At 70.5% G+C, this 21,889-nt stretch carries 18 protein-coding genes; 2 read left to right on the top strand and 16 right to left on the bottom strand.

Translation table 11 applies throughout. From position 1 onward, the window contains the following. Positions 1-9: 9 nt before the first annotated feature. The gene (locus HUJ41_RS03510; RefSeq protein WP_179873367.1) at positions 10-267 is read right to left on the bottom strand and encodes a MoaD/ThiS family protein; all 258 of its coding nucleotides are present in this window, start codon (positions 265-267) and stop codon (positions 10-12) included. Then, positions 260-1,330, bottom strand: coding sequence for a GTP 3',8-cyclase MoaA (gene moaA / locus HUJ41_RS03505; RefSeq protein WP_179873366.1), 1,071 nt, complete (start codon positions 1,328-1,330; stop codon positions 260-262). Before moaA ends, HUJ41_RS03510 begins: the two co-directional genes overlap by 8 nt. Before the next feature lie 89 nt (positions 1,331-1,419). Here moaA and HUJ41_RS03500 point away from each other — a divergent pair, with 89 nt between their 5' ends. After that, a complete protein-coding gene (locus HUJ41_RS03500) occupies positions 1,420-2,193 on the top strand; it encodes a DUF1353 domain-containing protein (protein ID WP_179873365.1) in 774 nt (257 codons plus the stop codon). Between the two features lie 31 nt (positions 2,194-2,224). Here the strand turns inward: HUJ41_RS03500 and ilvC are convergent, their stop codons facing one another. The 12 genes from ilvC to HUJ41_RS03440 all read right to left on the bottom strand — a co-directional run bounded on the left by ilvC (position 2,225) and on the right by HUJ41_RS03440 (position 16,023). Then, positions 2,225-3,250, bottom strand: coding sequence for a ketol-acid reductoisomerase (gene ilvC / locus HUJ41_RS03495; RefSeq protein WP_179873364.1), 1,026 nt, complete (start codon positions 3,248-3,250; stop codon positions 2,225-2,227). A 57-nt stretch (positions 3,251-3,307) separates the two neighbouring features. Next, a complete protein-coding gene (ilvN, locus tag HUJ41_RS03490) occupies positions 3,308-3,817 on the bottom strand; it encodes an acetolactate synthase small subunit (RefSeq protein ID WP_179873363.1) in 510 nt (169 codons plus the stop codon). A gap of 4 nt (positions 3,818-3,821) precedes the next feature. After that, positions 3,822-5,660 (bottom strand): acetolactate synthase large subunit, encoded by a 1,839-nt coding sequence (locus HUJ41_RS03485; RefSeq protein WP_179873362.1) that lies wholly within the window; start codon positions 5,658-5,660, stop codon positions 3,822-3,824. Positions 5,661-5,715: 55 nt separating this feature from the next. Next, positions 5,716-7,410, bottom strand: coding sequence for a dihydroxy-acid dehydratase (gene ilvD / locus HUJ41_RS03480; RefSeq protein WP_152581952.1), 1,695 nt, complete (start codon positions 7,408-7,410; stop codon positions 5,716-5,718). A gap of 55 nt (positions 7,411-7,465) precedes the next feature. Next, positions 7,466-7,864: a monovalent cation/H(+) antiporter subunit G gene (mnhG, locus tag HUJ41_RS03475; protein WP_179873841.1), complete on the bottom strand. Its 399-nt coding sequence runs from the start codon at positions 7,862-7,864 to the stop codon at positions 7,466-7,468. Beyond that, positions 7,864-8,151, bottom strand: a complete 288-nt coding sequence (locus tag HUJ41_RS03470) for an MrpF/PhaF family protein (RefSeq protein ID WP_152581953.1) — start codon at positions 8,149-8,151, stop codon at positions 7,864-7,866. The genes mnhG and HUJ41_RS03470 overlap by 1 nt, the downstream gene beginning before the upstream one ends. Beyond that, positions 8,151-8,753: a Na+/H+ antiporter subunit E gene (locus tag HUJ41_RS03465; RefSeq protein ID WP_179873361.1), complete on the bottom strand. Its 603-nt coding sequence runs from the start codon at positions 8,751-8,753 to the stop codon at positions 8,151-8,153. Before HUJ41_RS03465 ends, HUJ41_RS03470 begins: the two co-directional genes overlap by 1 nt. Further along, on the bottom strand, positions 8,750-10,315 hold the full coding sequence (locus HUJ41_RS03460; protein WP_152581955.1) for a Na+/H+ antiporter subunit D: 1,566 nt from the start codon (positions 10,313-10,315) through the stop codon (positions 8,750-8,752). The genes HUJ41_RS03465 and HUJ41_RS03460 overlap by 4 nt, the downstream gene beginning before the upstream one ends. Next, positions 10,312-10,749 (bottom strand): Na(+)/H(+) antiporter subunit C, encoded by a 438-nt coding sequence (locus tag HUJ41_RS03455; RefSeq protein WP_152581956.1) that lies wholly within the window; start codon positions 10,747-10,749, stop codon positions 10,312-10,314. Before HUJ41_RS03455 ends, HUJ41_RS03460 begins: the two co-directional genes overlap by 4 nt. Then, positions 10,746-13,715: a Na+/H+ antiporter subunit A gene (locus HUJ41_RS03450; RefSeq protein WP_179873360.1), complete on the bottom strand. Its 2,970-nt coding sequence runs from the start codon at positions 13,713-13,715 to the stop codon at positions 10,746-10,748. The genes HUJ41_RS03455 and HUJ41_RS03450 overlap by 4 nt, the downstream gene beginning before the upstream one ends. A gap of 80 nt (positions 13,716-13,795) precedes the next feature. Continuing rightward, the gene (gene otsB / locus HUJ41_RS03445) at positions 13,796-14,590 is read right to left on the bottom strand and encodes a trehalose-phosphatase (RefSeq protein WP_152582053.1); all 795 of its coding nucleotides are present in this window, start codon (positions 14,588-14,590) and stop codon (positions 13,796-13,798) included. Then, positions 14,587-16,023 (bottom strand): alpha,alpha-trehalose-phosphate synthase (UDP-forming), encoded by a 1,437-nt coding sequence (locus HUJ41_RS03440; protein WP_152581958.1) that lies wholly within the window; start codon positions 16,021-16,023, stop codon positions 14,587-14,589. Before HUJ41_RS03440 ends, otsB begins: the two co-directional genes overlap by 4 nt. A gap of 184 nt (positions 16,024-16,207) precedes the next feature. On the opposite strand from HUJ41_RS03440, the gene HUJ41_RS03435 reads away from it, so the two are divergent. Then, positions 16,208-17,008 (top strand): sugar phosphate isomerase/epimerase family protein, encoded by an 801-nt coding sequence (locus tag HUJ41_RS03435; RefSeq protein WP_152581959.1) that lies wholly within the window; start codon positions 16,208-16,210, stop codon positions 17,006-17,008. A 43-nt stretch (positions 17,009-17,051) separates the two neighbouring features. Here HUJ41_RS03435 and HUJ41_RS03430 read toward each other — a convergent pair whose 3' ends face one another. Both HUJ41_RS03430 and HUJ41_RS03425 read right to left on the bottom strand, forming a co-directional pair. Then, positions 17,052-19,022, bottom strand: coding sequence for a YhgE/Pip family protein (locus HUJ41_RS03430; RefSeq protein ID WP_179873359.1), 1,971 nt, complete (start codon positions 19,020-19,022; stop codon positions 17,052-17,054). Next, complete coding sequence (locus tag HUJ41_RS03425; protein WP_165638000.1) at positions 19,019-21,889, bottom strand: MMPL family transporter; 2,871 nt, start codon at positions 21,887-21,889, stop codon at positions 19,019-19,021. The genes HUJ41_RS03430 and HUJ41_RS03425 overlap by 4 nt, the downstream gene beginning before the upstream one ends.

Below are 21,889 nucleotides of genomic sequence, written 5' to 3'. Positions count from 1 at the left end.
CACGCTCTGTCAGCCCCCCGCGAAGGGCGGCAGCACGTCGACGCGCGCCCCGATCGGCGTCGCGTCATCACGCTGCACGACGCCATCGACGAGGAACGAGCCGTTCTCGAGCACGCGCGCCATCGGCTCGCCGTACCGGACGATGAGGTGCGCGCGCACGGCGCCGACCGTCGTGAGGGTCGCGGACCGCTCGGCGTCGAGCACCTCCTCCTCGCACCCGGCGGCCTCGGCCGCCGCCGCGAAGTAGCGCACGAGCAGCTCAGCCACCGATGGCCCCCATCGTCCGCTCGGGGCGGCGGAACCCGGCCAGGGACATCCCGTGACCGGCTTGCTTGCCCCACATCGCCGCGCGCCACCGCTCGGCGAGCTCGTCGTCGTTCGCACCGCCGCGCAGCAGGCCGCGCAGGTCGGTCTCGTCGTCGCCGAACAGGCACGAGCGCACCGTGCCCTCGGCCGTCAGGCGCGTGCGATCGCACGCCTCGCAAAACGACCGCGTGACGGAGGCGATGATGCCGATCGTGGCGGGGCCGCCGTCGACGAGCCAGGTCTCGGCGGGAGCGTGCGGGTCGTCGCGGTGCGGGTGGCTGAGCGCGAAGCGGGGCGCGAGGGACGCGACGAGCTCCGCCGCGTCGACCATGTTCTCGCGCACCCAGGTCTCGTCGGCGTCGAGCGGCATCTGCTCGATGAAGCGCAGCTCCACCCCGTGCTCGAGCGCCCAGGCCACGAGATCGCCCGCGCCGTCGAGCGTGTCGCGCATGAGCACGGCGTTGATCTTGAGCGGCGTCACGCCCGCCCGGCGAGCCGCCTCGATGCCCCGTAGCACGGCCGGCAGACGGTCGCGGCGCGTGAGGCGCGCGAAGTGGTCGCGGTCGATCGTGTCGAGCGAGATGTTGAGGCGGGTGAGCCCAGCCGCGAGGAGCGCATCGATGCGTCTCTCGAGGCCGATGCCGTTAGTCGTGAGAGACAGGGATGCTCCTGCCGCCACCCGCGAGCTGCGCTCGACGATCTCCACAAGGTCGGGGCGCAGCAGCGGCTCGCCCCCCGTGAAGCGGATGTCGCGCACGCCGAGGTCGTGCACCGCTAGAGCTACGAGCCGCGCGATTTCCTCAGCGCTCAGCAGCTCGTCCCGCTGCACGACCGGCAGCCCCTCGGCCGGCATGCAGTAGGTGCACCGCAGCGAGCACGCACTCGTGAGCGAGATGCGCAGGTCGCGCGCGACGCGACCGAACCGGTCGACGAGGGCCGGCGTGTCGGGGCGCCCCGAGGTGTCGAGCGCGCCGTCGGGTTCCGCGCGGCGCACGCCGGGCATCCCGAGAGCAATCATCGACATGACGTCACCCTAACCGCCGCGACCGAGTACCCCGTTGTCGCTCTCGACCGACCATGCCCGCCCCGTACGACCGAGGAGGAGGTTCCCTCATGCCGTTTCTCACCGCCGCGGGCGAGCCGCTCGACGCGCTGCCGCTCGTGTACCGGCGCGGTCGCGACTTCCAGGTCGCGGAGGACTTCCTCTACCTCAACCCGCGCGACGGCACCAGCACGCTCGTGCGCGCGCACGAGCTCGACCTGCCGCCGCGCGACGGCAACAGCACCGACTTCGCCTCGGTGCCGCCGTTCCTGTGGGGGCTCATCGCCAACTACGGCACGCAGACGCTGCCCGCGATCATGCACGACGCGCTCGTCGGGCAGCTGCTGCGGGAGCCCGAGGAGCAGCGGCTGGGGCTACGGCGCGATGCGGACGAGCTGTTCCGCGTCGCCCTCATCGACAACGGCGTGCATCGCTTGCGAGCGCGGGTGATGTGGGCGGCGGTCGGCCTCGAGAGCTGGGGACGGCACGGTGGAGCGCTCGGGCGCCTGCTCATCGGGCAGGTCGCCGCGGGCGTGCTCGCGATCGTCGCCGCGGTCGCACTGGGCGCATCGGTGTCACCGTGGTGGTTCGGGCTCGCGCTCGCTCCGCTGACCCTCGCCGTGCTCTGGGGGTCCAGGTTCGGTCTCGTCAGTTCGGCGACCTACCTGGCGGCGCTCTACGCCCCGCTCATCCTCGGTGCGTTCCTCGCCTCGCACGTCGAGAACGCGATCGCGATGATCGTGTGGCTCGCGACCGGGTGCAAGGGTCCCCGGCCGCGCGCCGAGCCGACGGTCGCCTGGAAAGAGGAGTACGCGCCCGAGTCGGCGGCCCCGAGGGCGCGCTGACCCGGGCGCGCCCGGTCATGCTGTGGTGCTGCTAGCGCGCAGCGCTGCCGTCCGTGTAGTCCGAGTCCTGCTGCTTCCACGCGAAGAGCGAGCGCAGCTTCTTGCCGGTCGCCTCGATGGGGTGCGCGGCACCCTGGTCGCGAAGCTTCTGGAACTCGACCGCACCGTTGTCCTGGTCGTCGATGAAGCGCTGCGCGAAGGCACCGGACTGGATGTCGGAGAGAACAGCCTTCATGTTCTCCTTGACGTTCGGGTCGATGACGCGCGGGCCGGAGACGTAGTCGCCGTACTCGGCGGTATCGCTGATGCTCCAGCGCTGCTTGGCGATGCCGCCCTCCCACATGAGGTCGACGATGAGCTTGAGCTCGTGCAGCACCTCGAAGTAGGCGATCTCGGGCTGGTAGCCGGCCTCGGTGAGGACTTCGAACCCGTACTGGACGAGCTGCGAGGTGCCGCCGCAGAGCACGGCCTGCTCGCCGAAGAGGTCGGTCTCGGTCTCCTCGGTGAAGGTCGTCTTGATGCCGCCGGCGCGCAGGCCGCCGATGCCCTTGGAGTACGACCACGCGAGGTCCCACGCCGAACCGGTCGCATCCTTCTCGACGGCGACGATGACCGGCACGCCACGGCCTGCCTCGTACTCGCGACGGACGGTGTGGCCGGGGCCCTTGGGTGCGACGAGCACGACGTCGACGCCCTCGGGCGCCTTGATGTAGCCGAAGCGGATGTTGAACCCGTGGCTGAAGAGCAGCGTCTTGCCCTCGGTCAGGTTGTCCTTGACGTCGGCCGCGTAGAGACCGCGCTGGTGCTGGTCGGGGGCGAGGATGACGATGACGTCGCCCCACGCCGCAGCTTCGGCGGGCGTGTGCACGGTGAAGCCGGCCTCTTCCGCCTTGGCGCGGCTCTTGGAGCCCTCCTTGAGGCCGATGCGCACCTCGACGCCCGAGTCGCGCAGGTTGAGCGCGTGGGCGTGGCCCTGCGAGCCGTAGCCGATGACGGCGACCTTCTTGCCCTGGATGAGGCTCAGATCGGCATCCTTGTCGTAGATGACGTCAGTCATGCGTGTGATTCTCCTTGTATTCGGGGTGGATGGGCGGGGCCGACCGGTGGGCCGGCGCTAGTTCTTGAGGACGCGCTCGCTGATGCTCTTCGAGCCTCGACCGATCGCGAGGAGACCCGACTGCGCGATCTCCTTGATGCCGTAGGGCTCGAGAACGCGCAGGAAGGCTTCCACCTTGGGGGTGTCGCCCGTGACTTCGATCACGAGGGAGTCGGGGGCGACGTCGACGACGCGGGCGCGGAAGAGGTTGACGGCCTCGAGCACCTGCGAGCGCGTCGCGTTGTCGACGCGCACCTTGACGAGCATGTGCTCGCGCTCGACCGCCTGCGAGGAGTCGAGCTCGACGATCTTGAGCACGTTGATGAGCTTGTTGAGCTGCTTCGTGATCTGCTCGAGCGGCAGGCCGGAGACCTGCACGACGACGGTGATGCGCGAGAGGCCCTCGACCTCGGTGGTGCCGACGGCGAGTGACGAGATGTTGAACCCGCGGCGCGCGAAGAGCCCGGCGACGCGCGTGAGGAGGCCTGGCTTGTCTTCGACGAGCAGGGAGAGCACGTGGTAGGTCATCGGTCTACTCCTCGTACCAGTCGGGGGCGTGGTCGCGGGCGTACTGCACCTGCGAGTTGCCGACGCCCTGCGGAACCATGGGCCACACCATCGCGTCGCGGCTCACGATGAAGTCGATGACGACGGGGCGGTCGTTGGTCTCCATTGCGAGGCGGATGGCCGGCTCGACCTCCTCGGGCGTCGTGACGCGGATGCCGAGTGCGCCGTAGGCGTCGGCCATCTTCACGAAGTCGGGGATCATGACCGTGTCGTGCCCCGTGTTGAGGTCGGTGAACGAGTGCCGGCCCTCGTAGAAGAGGGTCTGCCACTGACGCACCATGCCGAGCGAGGAGTTGTTGATGATGGCGACCTTGATGGGGATGTTGTTGATCGTGCAGGTCGCGAGCTCCTGATTGGTCATCTGGAAGCAGCCGTCGCCGTCGATGGCCCAGACGAGCCGGTCGGGCTGCGCCACCTTCGCGCCCATGGCGGCGGGCACCGCGTAGCCCATCGTTCCCGCGCCGCCCGAGTTGAGCCACGCGCCGGGGCGCTCGTACTTGACGAACTGGGCCGACCACATCTGGTGCTGACCCACGCCCGCGGCGTAGACGGCCTCGGGGCCGGAGAGTTCCCCGATCTTCTCGATGACCCACTGTGGCGACAGCTGGCCGTCCTCCGGCAGGGTGTAGCCGAGCGGGTACTGCGACTTGAGGGTCTTCAGTCGAGTCCACCAGTCGGCGGTGTCGCTCGGGTGCGCGGCGACCGCCTCGTCGTAGGCGGGCAGGAGGTCGAGCAGCACTTCGCGCACGTCGCCGACGATCGGCACATCGGCGTGGCGGATCTTGCCGATCTCCGCAGGGTCGATGTCGACGTGGATGACCTTGGCGCCGGGAGCGAACTCGCTCACCTTGCCGGTCACGCGGTCGTCGAATCGTGCTCCGAGGGCGATGAGCAGATCGCTCTCCTGGAGTCCCAGCACCGCCGGCACGGTGCCGTGCATGCCGGGCATGCCGAGTTGCTGGGGGTGGCTGTCGGGGAAGGCACCGCGCGCCATGAGGGTCGTGACGACGGGCGCCCCGGTCTTCTCGGCGAACTCGAGCAGCTCGCGGTGCGCACCGGCGCGCACGACGCCGCCGCCGACGTAGAGCACAGGTTTGCGGGCCTCGGCGATGAGCTGCGCGGCGGCCTGGATCTGCTTGCCGTGCGCCTTGGTGACGGGGCGGTACCCGGGCAGGTCGATCTTGGGGGGCCAGATGAACGGCGCGCTCTTCTGCTGGGCATCCTTCGTGACGTCCACGAGCACGGGGCCGGGGCGCCCCGTCGTGGCGATGTGGACCGCCGCGGCGATCACCCCGGGCACGTCCTCGGGCTTGGTCACGAGGAAGGAGTGCTTCGTGATGGGCATCGTGATGCCCGTGATGTCGACCTCCTGGAAGGCGTCCGTGCCCATCGAGGTGGAGAACACCTGGCCGGTGATGGCGAGCATGGGCACGGAGTCCATGTGAGCATCCGCGATCGCCGTCACGAGGTTCGTCGCGCCGGGCCCGGAGGTCGCGATGCAGACGCCGAGCCGGCCGCTTGAGGAGGCGTAGCCCTCGGCCGCGTGACCGGCGCCCTGCTCGTGGCGGACGAGGATGTGCCGGATGGCGGTGGACGCCATGAGCTCGTCGTAGAACGGCATGATGGCACCGCCGGGCAGGCCGAAGACGTCGGTGACGCCGAGACGCTCGAGCGAGGCGAGAATCGCACCAGACCCGGTGAGGATGGGAGGCTCAGCGGCGGCCTTCGCGGACGCCGCCGACGCGGTCTTGCCCGTAGCGGCACGCGCGGGCGGGTTCGGCACGGGAGTCGATTCCGTGGTCATGAAGTTGCACGTCCTTGCAGAGTGTCGGCGATCGTGGGCGGGCGCACCGCGCGCATCACCCGGTGACCGCTCCCTGTGCGGCGGACCGCACGAGCTTGGAGTACTTGGCGAGAACGCCACGGGTGTAACGCGGGGGCAGGGGCGCCCAGTGGGTGCGGCGCGCCTCCAGCTCGGCCTCGTCGACCAGTAGGTCGAGTGAGCGAGCAGCGATATCGACCCGTATGAGATCACCATCGCGCACGAAGGCGATGGGACCAGCGTCCACCGCTTCGGGAGCTATGTGGCCGATGCACAGCCCGGTTGTGCCGCCTGAGAATCGACCGTCGGTCAAGAGTAATACATCCTTGCCGAGTCCCGCGCCCTTGATGGCGGCGGTGATGGCGAGCATCTCGCGCATGCCGGGGCCGCCCTTGGGGCCCTCGTACCGGATGACGACGACATCGCCCGCCGTGATCTCTCCGTTGGTGAGGGCATCCATCGCCGCGCGCTCGCGCTCGAAGACGCGCGCCGGGCCCTCGAACACCGCGGCGTCGAAGCCGGCCGTCTTCACGACGGCGCCCTCCGGGGCGAGGGTGCCCTTGAGGATCGTGAGACCGCCGGTCGCGTGGATCGGATTGTCGAGGGTGCGCAGCACCTCGCCGTCGAGCGGATCGGGGTCGAGCTCGGCGAGGTTCTCGGCCATGGTCTTGCCGGTGACGGTGAGCGCGTCGCCGTGCAGGAGCCCGGCATCCAGCAGCGCCTTGAGCAGCACCGGCAACCCGCCCTGCCTGTCGACGTCGTTCATGACGTAGTTGCCGAAGGGCTTGAGGTCGCCGATGTGGGGCACCTTGCTGCCGATGCGGTTGAAGTCGTCGAGGGTGAGCTCGACCTCGGCCTCATGCGCGATCGCGAGCAGGTGCAGCACCACGTTCGTGGAGCCACCGAGGGCCATCGCGACCGTGATCGCGTTCTCGAAGGCCTCCTTGGTGAGGATCTGCCGTGCCGTGATGCCCTTCTTGAGCAGGTTCACGACAGCCTCGCCGCTGCGGTGGGCGTACATGTCGCGACGGCGATCGTAGGATGCTGGGCTCGCCGACCCCGGAAGGCTCAGGCCGAGCGCCTCGGCCACGGAGGCCATCGTGTTCGCGGTGTACATGCCGCCACAGGCACCTTCACCGGGGGCGAAGGAGCACTCGATGCGATGAGCGTCCTCGGCGGTCATCTTGCCGGCCTTCACCGCGCCGACGGCCTCGAAGGAGTCGATGATCGTGATGGGCTTCTCGGTGCCGTCGCTGAGCTTGACCCAGCCGGGCGCGATCGAGCCGGCATAGAGGAACACGCTCGCGAGGTCGAGGCGCGCCGCGGCCATGAGCATGCCGGGGATCGACTTGTCGCAGCCGGCGAGCAGCACCGAGCCGTCGAGGCGCTCCGCCTGCATGACCGTCTCGACGCTGTCGGCGATGACCTCGCGGCTCACGAGCGAGAAGTGCATGCCCTCGTGGCCCATCGAGATGCCGTCGCTCACGCTCACGGTGCCGAACTGCAGGGGGTACCCGCCGCCCGCGTGCACGCCCTCCTTGGCGCCCTGCGCGAGACGGCCGAGCGAGAGGTTGCACGGGGTGATCTCGTTCCAGGAGCTCGCGATGCCGATCTGCGCCTTGTCCCAGTCGTCATCGCCCATGCCGACAGCGCGCAGCATGCCGCGCGACGTGGTCGCTTCGATGCCATCGGTGACGACGCGGGAACGGGGCTTGTGATCGACCTCGGTCATGCCCTCGAGTCTAGGACGTGCGGCTGATGCTCGCCGACCCGCGCCCGGGCTCCGCTCAGTCCTCGTCGTCGTCGCTCGAGACGACACTCGAGCGCGAGGCCTCCTCGATGTCGGGAGCAAGCTCGTCGGCCACGAGACCGTCGGGATCGTAGGCGCCCGTGCGGTACCCCGAGCGGCCGACCATGTGAGCCGAGATGGGCGAGGTGAGCATCTGGAAGACGATGACGGGCAGCAGGAGCAGGAGCGCCGCCCAGCTGCGCACGCTCAGGGCGAGCGCGATGACGATGAGGATCAGACCGAGGATCTGCGGCTTGGTCGCCGCGTGCAGCCGTGCGAGGGCATCCGGGAATCGGATGAGGCCGACCGCGGCGGCCAGCGAGAGCGCCGCTCCCACGACGAGGAGGACGGCGGAGGAGATGTCGAGAATCGTGTCCCAGGGCTCGAGGTCGAACATCACGGCACGTCCTTCCGCCACGGGCTGCCCTCGGTCTTCGTCACGAAGCGCGCGACCGCGACGGTGCCGAAGATCGCGGTCGCCGCGAGGATGACCATGAGAGGGATCGTGCGCGTGTGGGCGTTGATGACCATCTCCGTCGCGACCACGAGGATGAGCGTCGTGAGCAGCACGTCGGAGGCGATCACGCGATCGAGGATCGTCGGGCCCACGATCACGCGGTACATGGAGATGATCGCCGTCGCGGCGAGCAGAGCGGCGGCGATGCCGTAGAGGATCTCGACCATCAGCGCACCAGCTCCCTCTCCGCCTTCGAGCCGATCGCGGCGATGATGAGGCGCTCGATGCTCAGGGTGTGGTGCCGTGCTTCCTCGACATCGTCGGCGCTCGAGGCTCCGAGCACGTGCACGTAGAGCACGGCGTGCCGTCGATCGACCTCGATCACGAGGGAGCCGGGTACGAGCGAGATCGTGATGGAGGTGAGGGTCATGATGATGTCGGCGCGCGTGCGCAGCTGCACGCGCACGATCGCACTGCGGGATCGACCCTTCGGGGCGAACGCGAGCGCCGCCACCTGGAAGGACGCGACGAAGAGCTCGCCGAAGAATCGGGCGAGGAAGGCGATCGCCCAGAAGGGGTTGAAGCGGCGCGAGAGCTCGACGGGCGGCAGGTAGAAGGCGCGCGTCACCAGTAGCGCGACGACGATGCCCGTGAGGATGGTCAGCACGGAGACGGAGCCCCACAGCATCATCCAGAGGAGCACGAGTGCGACGAGCAGCGGCAGCTGCTGCAGGAACGTAGCGTGGGCGCGGTCCTCCGACATGGTCGGCAGGTCGTCATCCGCGGTCTCGTTCCGAGGTGCGCCGTCGTTGACGGTGTCGTCGATCATGGCTCCACCCCCTGCGGGAACACGATCTGGATGTACTGCTCTGGGCCATCGAGGTTGTCGGCAGCGCGATCGGCGAGACCGTAGAGCGGCCCGGCAAAGACCGTGAGCGCGATGCCGACGACCACCATGAGGACGGTGCTCACGGTCATGAGTCGCGAGGTCGCGCGGGTCGCGGCGATCGTCGTCGTGGAGTGCGGGGCCTCCTCGACGGTGCGCAGGAGGCGCGTCTCGTCGCCCTCGACCTCCCCCGCCGGACGCCAGAAGGCGAGGTTCCAGACGCGCACGAGGGCGTAGAGGGTGAGAAGCGAGACGAGGGCACCGGCACCGATGAGGACGTAGGCGAGAGCATCCCCCTGCTCAGCGGCGGCCTGGAAGAGCCCGAGCTTGCCGATGAAGCCCGAGAACGGCGGAATGCCACCGAGGTTGAGCGCGGGCACGAAGAACAGCACGGCGACGAGCGGCGCACTCGCGAGCAGCCCGCCGATGCGCGTGATGGACGTGCTGCCGGCCTCGCGCTCGACCAGGCCTGCCGCGAGGAAGAGCGTGGTCTGGATGACGATGTGGTGGGCGATGTAGTAGATCGCGGCCGCCGTGCCCGCCGCCGTGCCGAGTGCGACACCGAGGATCATGTAGCCGATGTGGCTCACGAGAGTGAAGGAGAGGATGCGCTTGATATCCGCTTGGGCGACGGCACCGAGTGCGCCCACGACCATCGTGAGCAGCGCCACGACCATGAGTGCGGGGTTGAGCTCAGGGCCAGGGAAGATGACCGTCTCGACGCGGATGATCGCGTAGACGCCGATCTTCGTGAGCAGCCCTGCGAACGCCGCCGTCACGGGTGCGGGAGCGCTCGGATAGGAGTCGGGCAGCCAGAACGAGAGCGGGAAGACCGCGGCCTTGATGCCGAAGGCGACGAGGAGCATGACGTGCAGCAGCACCTGGACGTCGGCAGGCAGGTCTTGCATGCGGGCGGCGACCTGGGCGAGGTTCACGGTTCCGAGCGCACCGTAGACCATCGCGATCGAGGCCAGGAAGAGCAGGGACGACAGGAGGCTCACGATCACGTACGTCACCCCGGCGCGGATGCGCGCCTCGGTGCCGCCGAGCGTGATGAGCACGTAGCTCGCCACGAGGAGGATCTCGAAGCCCACGTAGAGGTTGAAGAGGTCGCCGGAGACGAACGCGACCATGACGCCCGTCGTGAGGATGAGGTACGTGGGGTTGTAGATCGAGACCGGCGTCTCCTCGTCGCCGTCGGCGATTCCCTGACCGACCGAGAACAGCAGCACCGCGAGCAGCACGAGGGCCGACACGAGCACCATGACGGCCGAGAGGCGATCGACCACGAGGACGATGCCGAACGGCGCCGACCAGCCGCCGAGCTCCATGGCGAGCGGGCCACCGGCGTCGACCGCGATGAGGAGGGCGATGCCCAGGCCGAGCTCGATGACGAGGGCGACGATCGCGACGATGCGCTGCGCCTGAGGCCGGAACCCGAGCGCGAGCGTGACCGCCGCGCCCAGCAGCGGCACGAGGACGACGAGGGGAACGAGCGCGGTCATGCGCGACTCCTCGCATCGTCGGTGGGGAACTCGGTGTCTTCGGCGTCCGGCGCGGTCTCTTCGACCGGCATCTCGACGGCCCCCTCCCGCAGGGCGACGTCATCGGCGTCGTCGGAGACGTCGTCCGCGTTCGCGAGTCGCCACGACCGGTAGATGAGAGCGAGGAGGAACGCGGAGACCGCGAAGGTGATCACGATCGCCGTGAGGATGAGCGCCTGCGGCAGAGGGTCGGTGTAGGCGTCGTCGGCGACGCCCTCCTCGACGATCGGGGCGATGCCCGCCTCCCCCGCCATGATGAGCAGGAGCAGGTTCACGGCGTTGCCCAGCAGGAGGAAGCCCAGCACGACGCGCGTGAGACTGCGCTCGAGCAGCATGTAGACGCCCGCGGCGAAGAGCGCACCCATCGTGATGACGAGGATCAGCGAGATGCTCATGAGCGGCCCTCCTTCGTCGAGTCGGCCTTCGTCGAGTCAGCCAGAGTCGAGTCCGCCAGAGTCGAGTCGACGCGGCGGCCGTTCGCCCGGTCAGAGGCGTCGTCGCCCTGGCGGTCGACCTCGGCGCCGAGGCTGCGCAGCACGTCGAGCACGAGCCCGACGACGACGAGGTAGACGCCGATGTCGAAGATCGTCGACGTCACGAAGGAGACCTCGCCCAGGAGCCAGAGCTCCGCCTTCCAGTAGGTCGAGGTGAGGGCATCCGCGCCGAACAGCAGGGGCACGATCGCGGCACCAGCGGCGATGGCGATGCCTGTGCCGAGCACGGCCCCCGCGCCCACGGGCACCGCAGCGGTGAGCTCGTGCCGACCGCCCGCGAGGTAGCGCGCGACGAGAGCGAGCCCCGCGATGAGTCCGCCCGCGAAGCCGCCGCCGGGCAGATTGTGCCCTGTGAAGAGCACGTAGAGAGACAGCACGATGACGGCGTGGAAGATGAGGCGCACGACCACCTCGAGAAGGATCGACCGATGACGCGGGTCGAGCGTCGGCCCCGCGAGGATCCAGGCGTTGCGGCGCTCGCCCGGGATCGACTCGACGCGCGACTGCTGCACGCGAGCACGTGCACGACGGCGCATCGTGACACGCTGCGCCCGCGAGGTGGAGTCGACGCGGCCCCGGATGAAGAGCAGGCTCGCGACGCCGGTCGCCGCCGCGATGACGACGGCGAGCTCCCCCATCGTGTCCCACCCGCGGATGTCGACGAGGGCGACGTTGACGATGTTGCTGCCGCGACCATCGACGAAGGCGAGTTCGGGCCAGGCGAGGGAGATGCGCTCGGTCGTGCGCGCCCCGGCCGCGACGAGGGCGATGAGCACCATGACGATGCCCGCGGCGATCGCGATCACGGCGCGCAGCACTCGATGATGGCTGCCGTGCCGGTCACCGAGCTTGGCCGGGAGGCGGCGCAGCACGAGTACGAACGCGATGAGCGTCACGAGCTCGACCAGAATCTGCGTGATGGCGAGGTCGGGTGCACCCTGCAGCGCGAACAGCGCTGACATCCCGAAGCCCGTGACGCCGACCGTGACGAGCGCGGCGAAGCGCTTCTGCACCTGCGTCGCCGCGATCGCCGCGGCGATCATGACGACGGCGATCGCGAGCTGCGCGGGGTAGTCCCACACCCGCACATCGGTGCGCCAGGTCGAGCCCGCGACGAGGCCCGCGGTCGTGACGGCGATGAAGACGAGCAGGATGACGCCGAGGTAGAACGAGAGGGAGCCGCGCTGGGTGAGACTCGTGATCCGCGCAGAGAAGCGGTCGACGCCCGACATGACGTCCCAGTACGCCTCGCTCGCGCTCAGCCCCGTCGAGAGCCGCTTCTGCGCGGCCGCCACGCGAGTGCGAGCGACGAAGAGCGCGGCCCCCAGCACGATCGTGAGCGCCGAGAGACCGAGAGCGGGCTCGAACCCGTGCCAGAGCGCGAGGGTGTACGGCTTGCCCTCCGGCGCCTCGAACAGGGTGGGATAGCCCGCGAGGGCGCGATCGGCGAGACCCGCGAGCGGCCCGAGGGCGAGCGACGTGATGGCCAGGACGGTGGGGGCGAACAGGAAGCCGCGGCGCACGTGCTCGAGCGAGGTGACGTCGTCGACGCCGGCCTTGCGCGCGAACGCACCCCAGAAGAAGCGCAGGCTGTAGGCCACCGTGAGGACCGAGCCGAGCACGACCCCGACCACGGCAACGACGGCGATCGGGTCGCCGGACTCGACGCCCACGAGGAGCCCGTAGAGCACGGTCTCTTTCGCGACAAAGCCAAAGAGCGGTGGCACGCCCGACATCGAGGCGAGCGAGAGCGCCGCGATCGTCGCGAGGATCGGGGAACGTCGACCGAGACCGGAGAGCTTGCGCAGGTCGCGCGTGCCCGCCTCGTGGTCGATGATGCCCACGATGAGGAAGAGCGCACCCTTGAAGAGGGCGTGGGCCATCAGGAGCGCGAGCGCCGCGAGTGCCGTGTCTCGCGTGCCGTAGCCCGCGACGACCGTGAGGAAGCCCAGCTGACTGACGGTCCCGTAGGCGAGGAGGAGCTTGAGGTCGGTCTGCTTGAGGGCGATGTAGCCGCCGAGCAGCATGGTCGCGACGCCGAGCCCGACCAGTACTTCACGCCACCCCGGCATGTCGAAGAACGCCGGCGCGAAACGGGCGATCAGGTAGATGCCCGCCTTGACCATCGCGGCGGCGTGCAGGTAGGCGCTCACGGGGGTCGGCGCGGCCATCGCTCCGGGCAGCCAGAAGTGCACAGGGACGATCGCGGACTTCGAGAGGGCGCCGACGAGCACGAGGAAGACCGCCGTGGTCGTGAGGGCACCCGCGGGCGAGGAGGAGAGGATCACGTCGAGGGAGGACGATCGCGCCTGCACCGAGAGCAGCACGAGGCCCACGAGCATGACGAGCCCGCCGAGGGTTGTCGTGATGAGAGCCTGCAGAGCGGCACCGCGGCTCGCCCTCCGACCCGTGTAGTGGCCGATGAGCAGGTACGAGAAGACGCTCGTGGCCTCCCAGAAGACGAAGAGCAGGTAGACGTCGTTGGCGGTGACGAGCCCGTACATCGCTCCCGCGAAGGCGAGCAGCACGGCGGCGAAGCGCCCGAGGCCCGGCTCGTCGTCGGCGAAGTACCAGGAGCAGTAGACGAGCACGAGGCTGCCGATGCCCGTGATGACGAGCGCGAGCACCCACGAGAGCGGGTCCATGCTGAGGTCGAGGGTGAGCTGCAGCTGCGTGACCCACGCGAGGCGCTCGATCGGGTACGCCTCCGGGTCGCCGTCGAGGATCGCGGGAGCCTGCAGCAGGGTGTGCACGAAGGCGCCGAAGGAGACGAGTCCGGCGACGAGGAACACCCGGCGGCCGAGGGCGCGCACGAGGGCCGGGAGGATGATCGCGGCCACGCCGAACACCGCTAGGACGAGGAGCAAGCGTCCTCCCTCGGTGTCGGTACGGCACGAACGGGATGGGGCGCCGCATCGAGCGGAGCTGTGGGTCTAGCCTATCGAGCCTAAGCCGAGAGAATCCCGCGACGGCGCACGGCGAGCTCGGCGAGCACAGCGGCCATGGCGGCCGGGTCGGCAACGCGGTGCTCGGCGACGGTCGCGGCAGCGCCGACCTTGACGCCGAGGTCGCGCTCGCCGAGCGTGCGCAGAGCATCCTCGTCGGTCACATCGTCTCCCGCGAAGAGCACGGCGTCGACGCCGAGCCTCTCGCGCAGGATGCGCAGACCGTCGCCCTTGGTCGCGTCGCGCACGGCGAACTCGACGACGTTCTTGCCGTCGCGCACCGTGAGGCGGGAGTCGAGAGAGGATGCGCGCTCACGCGCGTCGCGCTGGAGCGCGGCCGCCGCGTCCTGCTCGACGACCCGCGTGTGCACGGCGAACCCCGCGGGCTTGTCCTCGATCCAGGCGCCGTCGACGGCGGCGACGAGCGGGGCGAGCGCAGCACGGAGGGTATCGACTCGCTCGCGATCGGCGGCATCCACCGCGGGCTCCGGCGCGCCGGCGCCGAGCCTCACCTCGAGCCCGTGGGAGCCCACGAGCGGCGTGTCAGGCGGCAGCTGGCCGACGTGGGCGAGGCTCTCGAGCGATCGCCCGGAGACGAGGGCGACGATCGTCTGGGGCAGCGCTCGAAGGGCCTCGAGCGCGACCGCAGCCTCGGGGAGCGCACGCGCCGAGAGCGGGTCGTCGACCTCGGGCGCGAGGGTGCCGTCGAAGTCGAGAGCCACGAGCAGTCGGGGGGCAGCGGCGAGGCGCTCGAGCGCGGCGTCGAGTGCCGGGGCGAGCCGATCGGCCGGGGTCACACCGACCTCGCCGCGTCGGCGCTCTGCCGCAGGGTCGAGAGGAAGGAGTCCGACCACGAGGAGACGTCGTTCTCGCGCACGCGCCGACGGAGCGAGCGCATGCGCGACGCGCGCTCCTTCTTCGGCATGCGCAGCGCCTTCACCATCGACTCCTTGAGCCCGTCGATGTCGTGCGGGTTGATGAGCAGCGCGTTCTTGAGCTCGTCGGCAGCGCCGGCGAACTCGCTCAGCAGCAACACGCCGTCATCGTCGTGCCGACACGCGACGTACTCCTTGGCGACGAGGTTCATGCCGTCGCGCAGGGCCGTCACGAGCATGATGTCGGCGGCGAGGTAGAGCGCGGCCATCTCCTCGCGCGGATACCCGTGGTGCAGGTAGGCGATCGCATTGTGGCTGATAGTCGAGTAGGTGCCGTTGAGGCGGCCGACGGTGAGCTCGATCTCGTCGCGCAGCTGCATGTAGGCGGCGACGCGCTCGCGGCTCGGGCTCGCCACTTGCACGAGCACGGCGTCACCCACGTCGATGTCGCCGTCGCGCAGCAGCTCGCCGTACGCCTTCAAGCGGTGGCGGATGCCCTTCGTGTAGTCGAGCCGGTCGACGCCGAGCATGATCGTCGTGGGGTTGCCGAGCTCCTCGCGAATCTGCCGCGCGCGCTCGATCGTCTCGGGGCGGCGCGCGAGCTCCTCGAAGCTCGCGACGTCGATGGAGATGGGGAACGCCTTCGCGATCGCGACGCGCTCCGGCCCGCCGTCAGGGCTCGGTACGCGGATGCTCGTGCCCTTCGTCGTCGTCGGCCCGTACAGTCGCCGCACCGCGCGCGTGAAGTTGCCCGCGTCGGCGACGCGCTGGAAGCCGATGAGGTCGGCGCCGAGCAGCCCTTCGACGATCTGGCGCCGCCACGGGAGCTGCGCAAAGATGCCGTAGGGCGGGAACGGGATGTGGTTGAAAAAGCCGATGACGAGGTCAGGGCGCTGCGCGCGGAGCATCGCGGGCACGAGCTGCAGCTGGTAGTCCTGCACCCACACGGTCGCGCCCGGCGCGGCGACCTCCGCCGCAGCGTCGGCGAAGCGCTGGTTGACGACCTGGTACGCCTCCCACCACTCGCGGTGGTAGCTCGGCGCGGCGATCACGTCGTGATAGAGCGGCCACAGCGTGTCGTTGCTGAAGCCCTCGTAGTAGCGCTCGACCTCGAGCGCGCTGAGGGGCACGGGCACGAGGTCGATGCCGTCTTCGGTGAAGGGCTCGAGCTCGAGGTCGGGCTTGCCCGCCCAGCCGACCCAGGCGCCCTCGGAGGCGCGCATGACGGGTTCGAGCGCGGTCACGAGCCCGCCGGGCGAGCGCCGCCAGTGGGCGGTGCCGTCGGGCTCGATGACGCGGTCGACGGGAAGTCGGTTGGAGACGACGATGAAGTCGTTCTGGCTGGAGTCGGTCATGGCGCGCGGGCGTCTCCTCAGGGGGATGCGTCGATGGGCGGGGGCCGGCGCTCGAACCGTATCAGCCGAAGGTCAGAGACCTCCCAGAGTCGCGGCGGGCAGCGTGCGCGGTTCTCCCGCGCGTCACCGAGAGTTCACGGGTCGCTCCCGCGTCGCGGCCCGGGTCACGACGTACAGTGACGGTGTGGCTCAGATCGGCATGGGTACGACGAGCGTCCTCCCCCGACGCCTGCGCGAGGCCTTCCGCCTCGCCGCGGAGGCGGGCTTCGACGGCATCGAGGTCATGATCACGAGCGACCGCGGCACGCAGGACCCGTCGCGGCTGGCAGCGCTCAGTGACGAATTCGGGATGCCCGTGCTGAGCATCCACGCACCGGTCCTGCTCTTCAGCAGCCACGTCTTCGGCCGCAACCCGCTCGTCAAGCTGCGCCGCAGCGTCGAGCTCGCCGAGGCCGTCGGCGCGACGACCGTGGTCGTGCACCCTCCCTACCGCTGGCAGCGCCGCAGTGCCGCGCTCTTCGTCGAGACCGTGCGGCGGCTCTCCGAGCGGCACGGCATGCGCATCGCGGTCGAGAACATGTTCCCCGTCACTCGAGGCGGCATCGAGCACGATCCCTTCGCCCCGAGCTGGAACCCCGGCGTGCTCGAGGTCGACGCGCTCACCCTGGACTTCTCGCACGCGGGCATGAGCGGGCGCTCAGCCGCCGACCTCGCGCGCGAATGGGGCTCGCGCCTGCAGCACGTGCACCTGTGCGATGCGGCGTGCACTGCGCCCGGCGGCGCGCTGCTCGACGAGCACCTCGTGCCCGGGCGCGGTGCGCAACCGGTCGCCGAGGTGCTGCAGGGTCTTGCCGAGTCGGGGTTCGCGGGCCACATCATCGCCGAGATCAATACGCGCGCGTGCGGTCGCGATGACGAGCAGCGCGTCGCGTGGCTGCGGGAGACGCTCGAGTTCGCACGCTCGCACTCGCGCGTGCTGCGCTAGCGCTCCCCCGGTTCCCGAGGCCCCTGGCGCTGCCCAGCACCGCTCACGCCATCGACGGCGCGAACCTCCTCAGTACCGCGCGGCGCCGCGCTCGACCCGCGGCCAGGCGGGCGATGATGAGCGAGATCGCCGTGAGGATCACGAGACTCACCGCCGCCGACACTGCTCGGTCGGCCGAGCCGCCCGCGATGATCGCGGTGAGGCCGTCGGTCGCCTGCGAGAGCGGCAGCACGGCGCTCAGGGCGGGGAAGGGCGCCGCGAGCGCCTCGATGGGGATGACGCCGCCCACGACGATGACCTGCACGGCGAGCGCGAGAAGCGACACGACGAGCCCGCCGCGGCCGAGCCACTGGGCGAGGGCAACGTGGAGTGCCGTGAACGCGACCGCGATGAGCGTCATGAGGCCAAGGATGGCGGGCGCGAGCGCCCACGAGACTCCCGCCACGGTGTGCGCGAGCAGGGTGACGAGGCCCGCCTGCGCGAGCGAGAGCCCGGCGAGCAGCAGTAGTCGGCGCCGCAGGAGGGCTCCCGCCCCGAGCGGAGAGCCCACCATCGCCGCACCGCGGGCGGGCAGCGCGAGAGTCACGGCCATGGCGCCGAACCAGAGGCCGAGCGGGCCGAGCACGGCGATGATGAGCCCGCCGACCCCCTCGAGCGCGTTCGCGCGCTCGGCCTCGAGGGTGATCGGCTCGGTCACGGCATCGGGCACGGTCGCGACGTCGTCGGGCACGGATGCTGCGCCCTCGTCGAGGCCGGCCGCGAGCTCCTCCGTCCCGGCCGCGAGCTCGCTCGCGCCGTCGGCGAGCTCGGCGTTGCCTGCGGCGAGCTGCGCAGCACCGTCGGCGAGCGAGAAGGCGCCATCGCGCGACTGACCGAGCCCGGCCGCGAGTTCGCCGAGTCCCGCGGCAAGCCCGCGGGCTCCCTCGCGCAGAGCGGCGCTCTCGCTCGACAGCGCGGCGGCACCGCTCGCGCTGTCGCTCACGCCCGCCTCGATGCCTGCGAGCGCCGGGGTGACCTGCGCGCTCGTGCCTGCGGCGGTCGCGGCGAGTGTCCGCGCGTCGACGAGCACGGCCTGCGCCTCCGCGATCGTCTCTGCGCTCGCACCGGAGGTCTGCGCCTCGTCCAGTGCCGCTTGAGCCTGTACCACGAGAGCGTTCGCGAGACTCGAGACGTTCGCGACGGCACCACTGAGGGCACCGAGCGAGCCCGCGGCCGTGTCGAGCTGGGCGAGCCCGGAGGCCAGGGCGTCCACGCCCTGTGTATACCCGGTGATGCCGGAGGAGAGGGCCGCGGCGCCGTCGGCCGACTCGCGCGCGCCCGCCGTCGCCGAGCCCAGCCCGCTGCCCAGCGCGCTCGCGCCGCTGCCGAGACCGGAGACGCCGTCGCCGATCTCGCGCACGCCGCCCGCGATCTCGCGGGAACCGTCGGCGAGTTCACCCGCACCGTCTGCCGCGGTCTCGAGCGACTCGCCGAGCTCACCGAGACCGCCCGCGAGCTCGTCCAGGTAGAGCGCCGTGATCTCCGAGCCGAACTGCGCGACGAGGCCGCTGCCGATCGCCTGCATGACCGAGCCGGCCAGGTAGCTGTGGGCGTCGTCGGTCTCGACGCGGATCGACGCCGGCTGAGCATCCGTCTCGGAGATCTTCGTGAGCGACGCGGAGAAGTCGGAGGGGATCGTGACGACGGCGTAGACCTCTCCCTCCTCGAGGGCGCGTGCCGCTTCCTCCTGGCCCGTCGGGGTCCAGTCGAAGCCCACCGAGTCGGGGCCGGTCAGCTCGGTCACGAGCTGACGGCCGGCGAGGAACGGCTGCTCCTCGCCGTCGGCGTCGACCATCGTGACGAGCTCGTCGTTGTTGACGATCGCCGCGGGAATGCGGTCGAGCGCCTCCTCGCCGTCGCCGACGGCGGCCAGCGCGAGCCCCACGAGACTGAGCGGCACGAGCACGGCGCCGACGACCATCGCGATGCGGCGCCGCGAGCGCCGGGCGGGCTGGGGTGCGGAGCGGTCGGTCATGAGAGGAGGGCCTCCGGAGTTCGGGCGTCGTGGGCGTCGACGGGCGCGAGGGGTTCGAGAGCGAGCGCCGCGGCGTCCTCGCTCGCGGCGTCGCCCGTCACGATGCGGGCAGGGTGCGGCTCGGAGAGGGCGACGATGAGAGCGTCGACGGCGTCGACCGTCGCGCGTGCGAGCCCACCCGCATCGATGAGGTGCACGGTGGCGCGATGCGCCGTCGCGAGTGCGACGAGGGCGAGCGCTCGGCGCTCGGGCGACAACGACACGAGGGTGTCGTCGAGCTCGACGGACGCGAGCGGGGCGGCGGCGCCTCCCAGTCGTCGGGCGGTCGCCGCGACTCCGCGCCACCAGCGCTCGATCTCGCGCTGCCCCGTGCGGCCGGGGTGCGACGCACGATGCTCGGTCGCGAGTTCGCGCACCGTGACGCTCGGGTCGAGTCGATGAGGCTCCAGCTCGAGCAGACTCACGCGCTCGCTCGCCGTCCCCGCCTCGGAGGGCAGGAGGGCGCCCGCGATGCGCGCGCGCCCGCTCGGTGCCGCGAGGTAGCCGGCGAGGGTCGCGAGCACGAGACCGCGCTCGGCGGGCGCCGCATCGACGAGGATGCCCTGCCCCGACTCGACGCGCAGGCTGAGGGTCTTCTCGGTGCCCGCGATCTCGAGCCGGTCGGCCACGACCTCCGCATCGCCCGCCCCGGCCGCCCACTGGACGGTGTCGCGATGGTGCCGCAATCGGGCGCCCTCGACGTCGAGGTCGGGCAGCAGCCGGTCGAGGAAGCGCGGGAACCACCAGCCCGCGCGGCCGAAGAGCGTCATGAGCGCGGGCCCGAGCAGCATGCGCACGACGAACGCGTCGACCGCGATGCCGACGGCGAGCCCGAGGGCGATGGGCTTGATGAGCCCCGCACCCTCGGGCACGAAGGCGGCGAAGACGAAGAACATGATGAGGGCCGCAGCCGTGACGACGCGGGCTCCGGTCGTGAAGCCCTCCTCGATCGCCTCGCGCGGGGTCGCGCCGTGCACGTGCTCTTCGCGCATGCCCGAGACGAGGAACACCTCGTAGTCCATCGCGAGGCCGAATAGCACCGCCATGAGGATGATGGGCATGAAGCTCAGGATGGGGCCGGGCTCGGCGTGCAGCAGCTCGGCGCCCCATCCCCATTGGAAGACCGCGACGGTCACGCCGATCGCGCTGCCGACGGTGAGGAGGAAGCCCAGCGCCGCCTTCACGGGCACCAGCACCGAGCGGAAGACGGCCATGAGCAGCACGATCGAGAGGCCGACGACGATGATGCCGAAGGGCACGAGCGCGCCCGTGAGGCGCGTCGAGATGTCGATGCCGACGGCCGTGACGCCCGTCACGGCGAGCGGGGTGCCGTACTCCTCCTCGATGAGCTGCCCGGTCTCGCGCAGCTCGGCGACGAGAGCCTTCGTCTCCTGCGCGTCAGGAGCGGTCGTGGGGGCGACGCGGAAGATCGCCAGCTCGAGACCCGGCGACGGGATGCCCGGACTCACGCTCGCGACGCCGTCGACCGCCTCGAGGTCGTCCCGAATGCCCTCGAGGTCGCCCATGATGTCGGTGGACTGGGTGATGTCGAGGGTCACGAGGAGGGGGCCTGCGGTACCGGGGCCGAAGGAGTCGGCGATGAGGTCGTAGGCGATGCGCTGCGTCGAACCCTCGGGCTCCTTGCCGCCATCGGGAAGGTTGAGGTCGAGCGAGAACGCCGGGATCGAGATGGTGCCGAGCACGAGCACGACGCCGACCGTGGAGAGGATCGGACGGCGCATGACGCCGCGCACCCACCGGCGCCCCATGGTCGGGCGGCTCGACGACGTGGGGTGTGCGCGCTTCCAGGCGCGCGACCCCTCGCGGGGGACGAGGCGGTCGCCCGCGAGCCCCATGAACGCCGGGAGCAGCGTCGTCGCGGCGAGCATCGCGACGGTCACCGCGACTGCCGCACCGATGCCCATGACGGAGAGGAACGGCACACCGACGACGAGGAGCCCGAGCAGGGCGATGATGACCGTCACGCCCGCGAACACGACGGCACTGCCCGCGGTGCCCACAGCGATGCCGGCCGACTCGAGTGGTCGCTCGCCTCGGGCGAGCTGGGTGCGGTGTCGGGAGAGGATGAAGAGCGAGTAGTCGATGCCGACCGCGAGCCCGATCATGAGGGCGAGCAGGGGCGCGGAGCTCGAAACGGGAACGAAGGCCGCGACGCCGAGAATGCCGCCGAGGGAGATCCCGATGCCGATGAGGGCGGCCGCGAGCGGCATGCCGGCGGCGAGGAGAGACCCGAAGGTCACGACGAGCACGGCCCCCGCGACGAGCACGCCGATGACCTCGATCACGGTGATGCCGACCGTGGTGTTCTGAAAGACCTGGCCGGCGAACTCGACGCGCACATCGCGCGCGTCGGCGGTCGCGGTGATCGCGTCGAGAGTCTCGGTCGAGATCGACTGGGAGGTGCCCTCGAGGCTCGCCTGCACGATCGCGACCGACTCGTCGTCACTCACCTGGTTGCTCGCGAACTCGTCGAACGGGCCGAGGACGGTCTCGACGCCGGGGATCGACTCGAGGTCGGCCATGAGCGCGTCGATCTCGCCTCGGATGTCGGCATCCGTCACGAGGGAGTCGTCCTCGGGCGCGACGACCGCCTGCACGGTGGTGCCGGCGGCTTCGGGGAAGAGCTGGTCAAGCTGATCGAGCGCCTCCTGCGACTCGGTGCCGGGAATCGAGAAGCTCTCGTCGGTCTGGCCGCCGAGGCTCAGGCCCACGCCGAGAGCCGCCGCGAGGGCGATGACCCACACGGTGATGACGAGCGCGGCGCGGCGGTAGGCAAAGCGCCCGAGACGGTAGAGGAGGGTGGCCAC

This window comes from Microcella indica (genome assembly GCF_013414345.1).
In the GTDB taxonomy this organism is placed as follows: domain Bacteria; phylum Actinomycetota; class Actinomycetes; order Actinomycetales; family Microbacteriaceae; genus Microcella; species Microcella indica.
The sequence above is the reverse complement of the archived record's forward strand: the minus strand, read 5'-3'. Positions and strand labels throughout refer to the sequence as shown.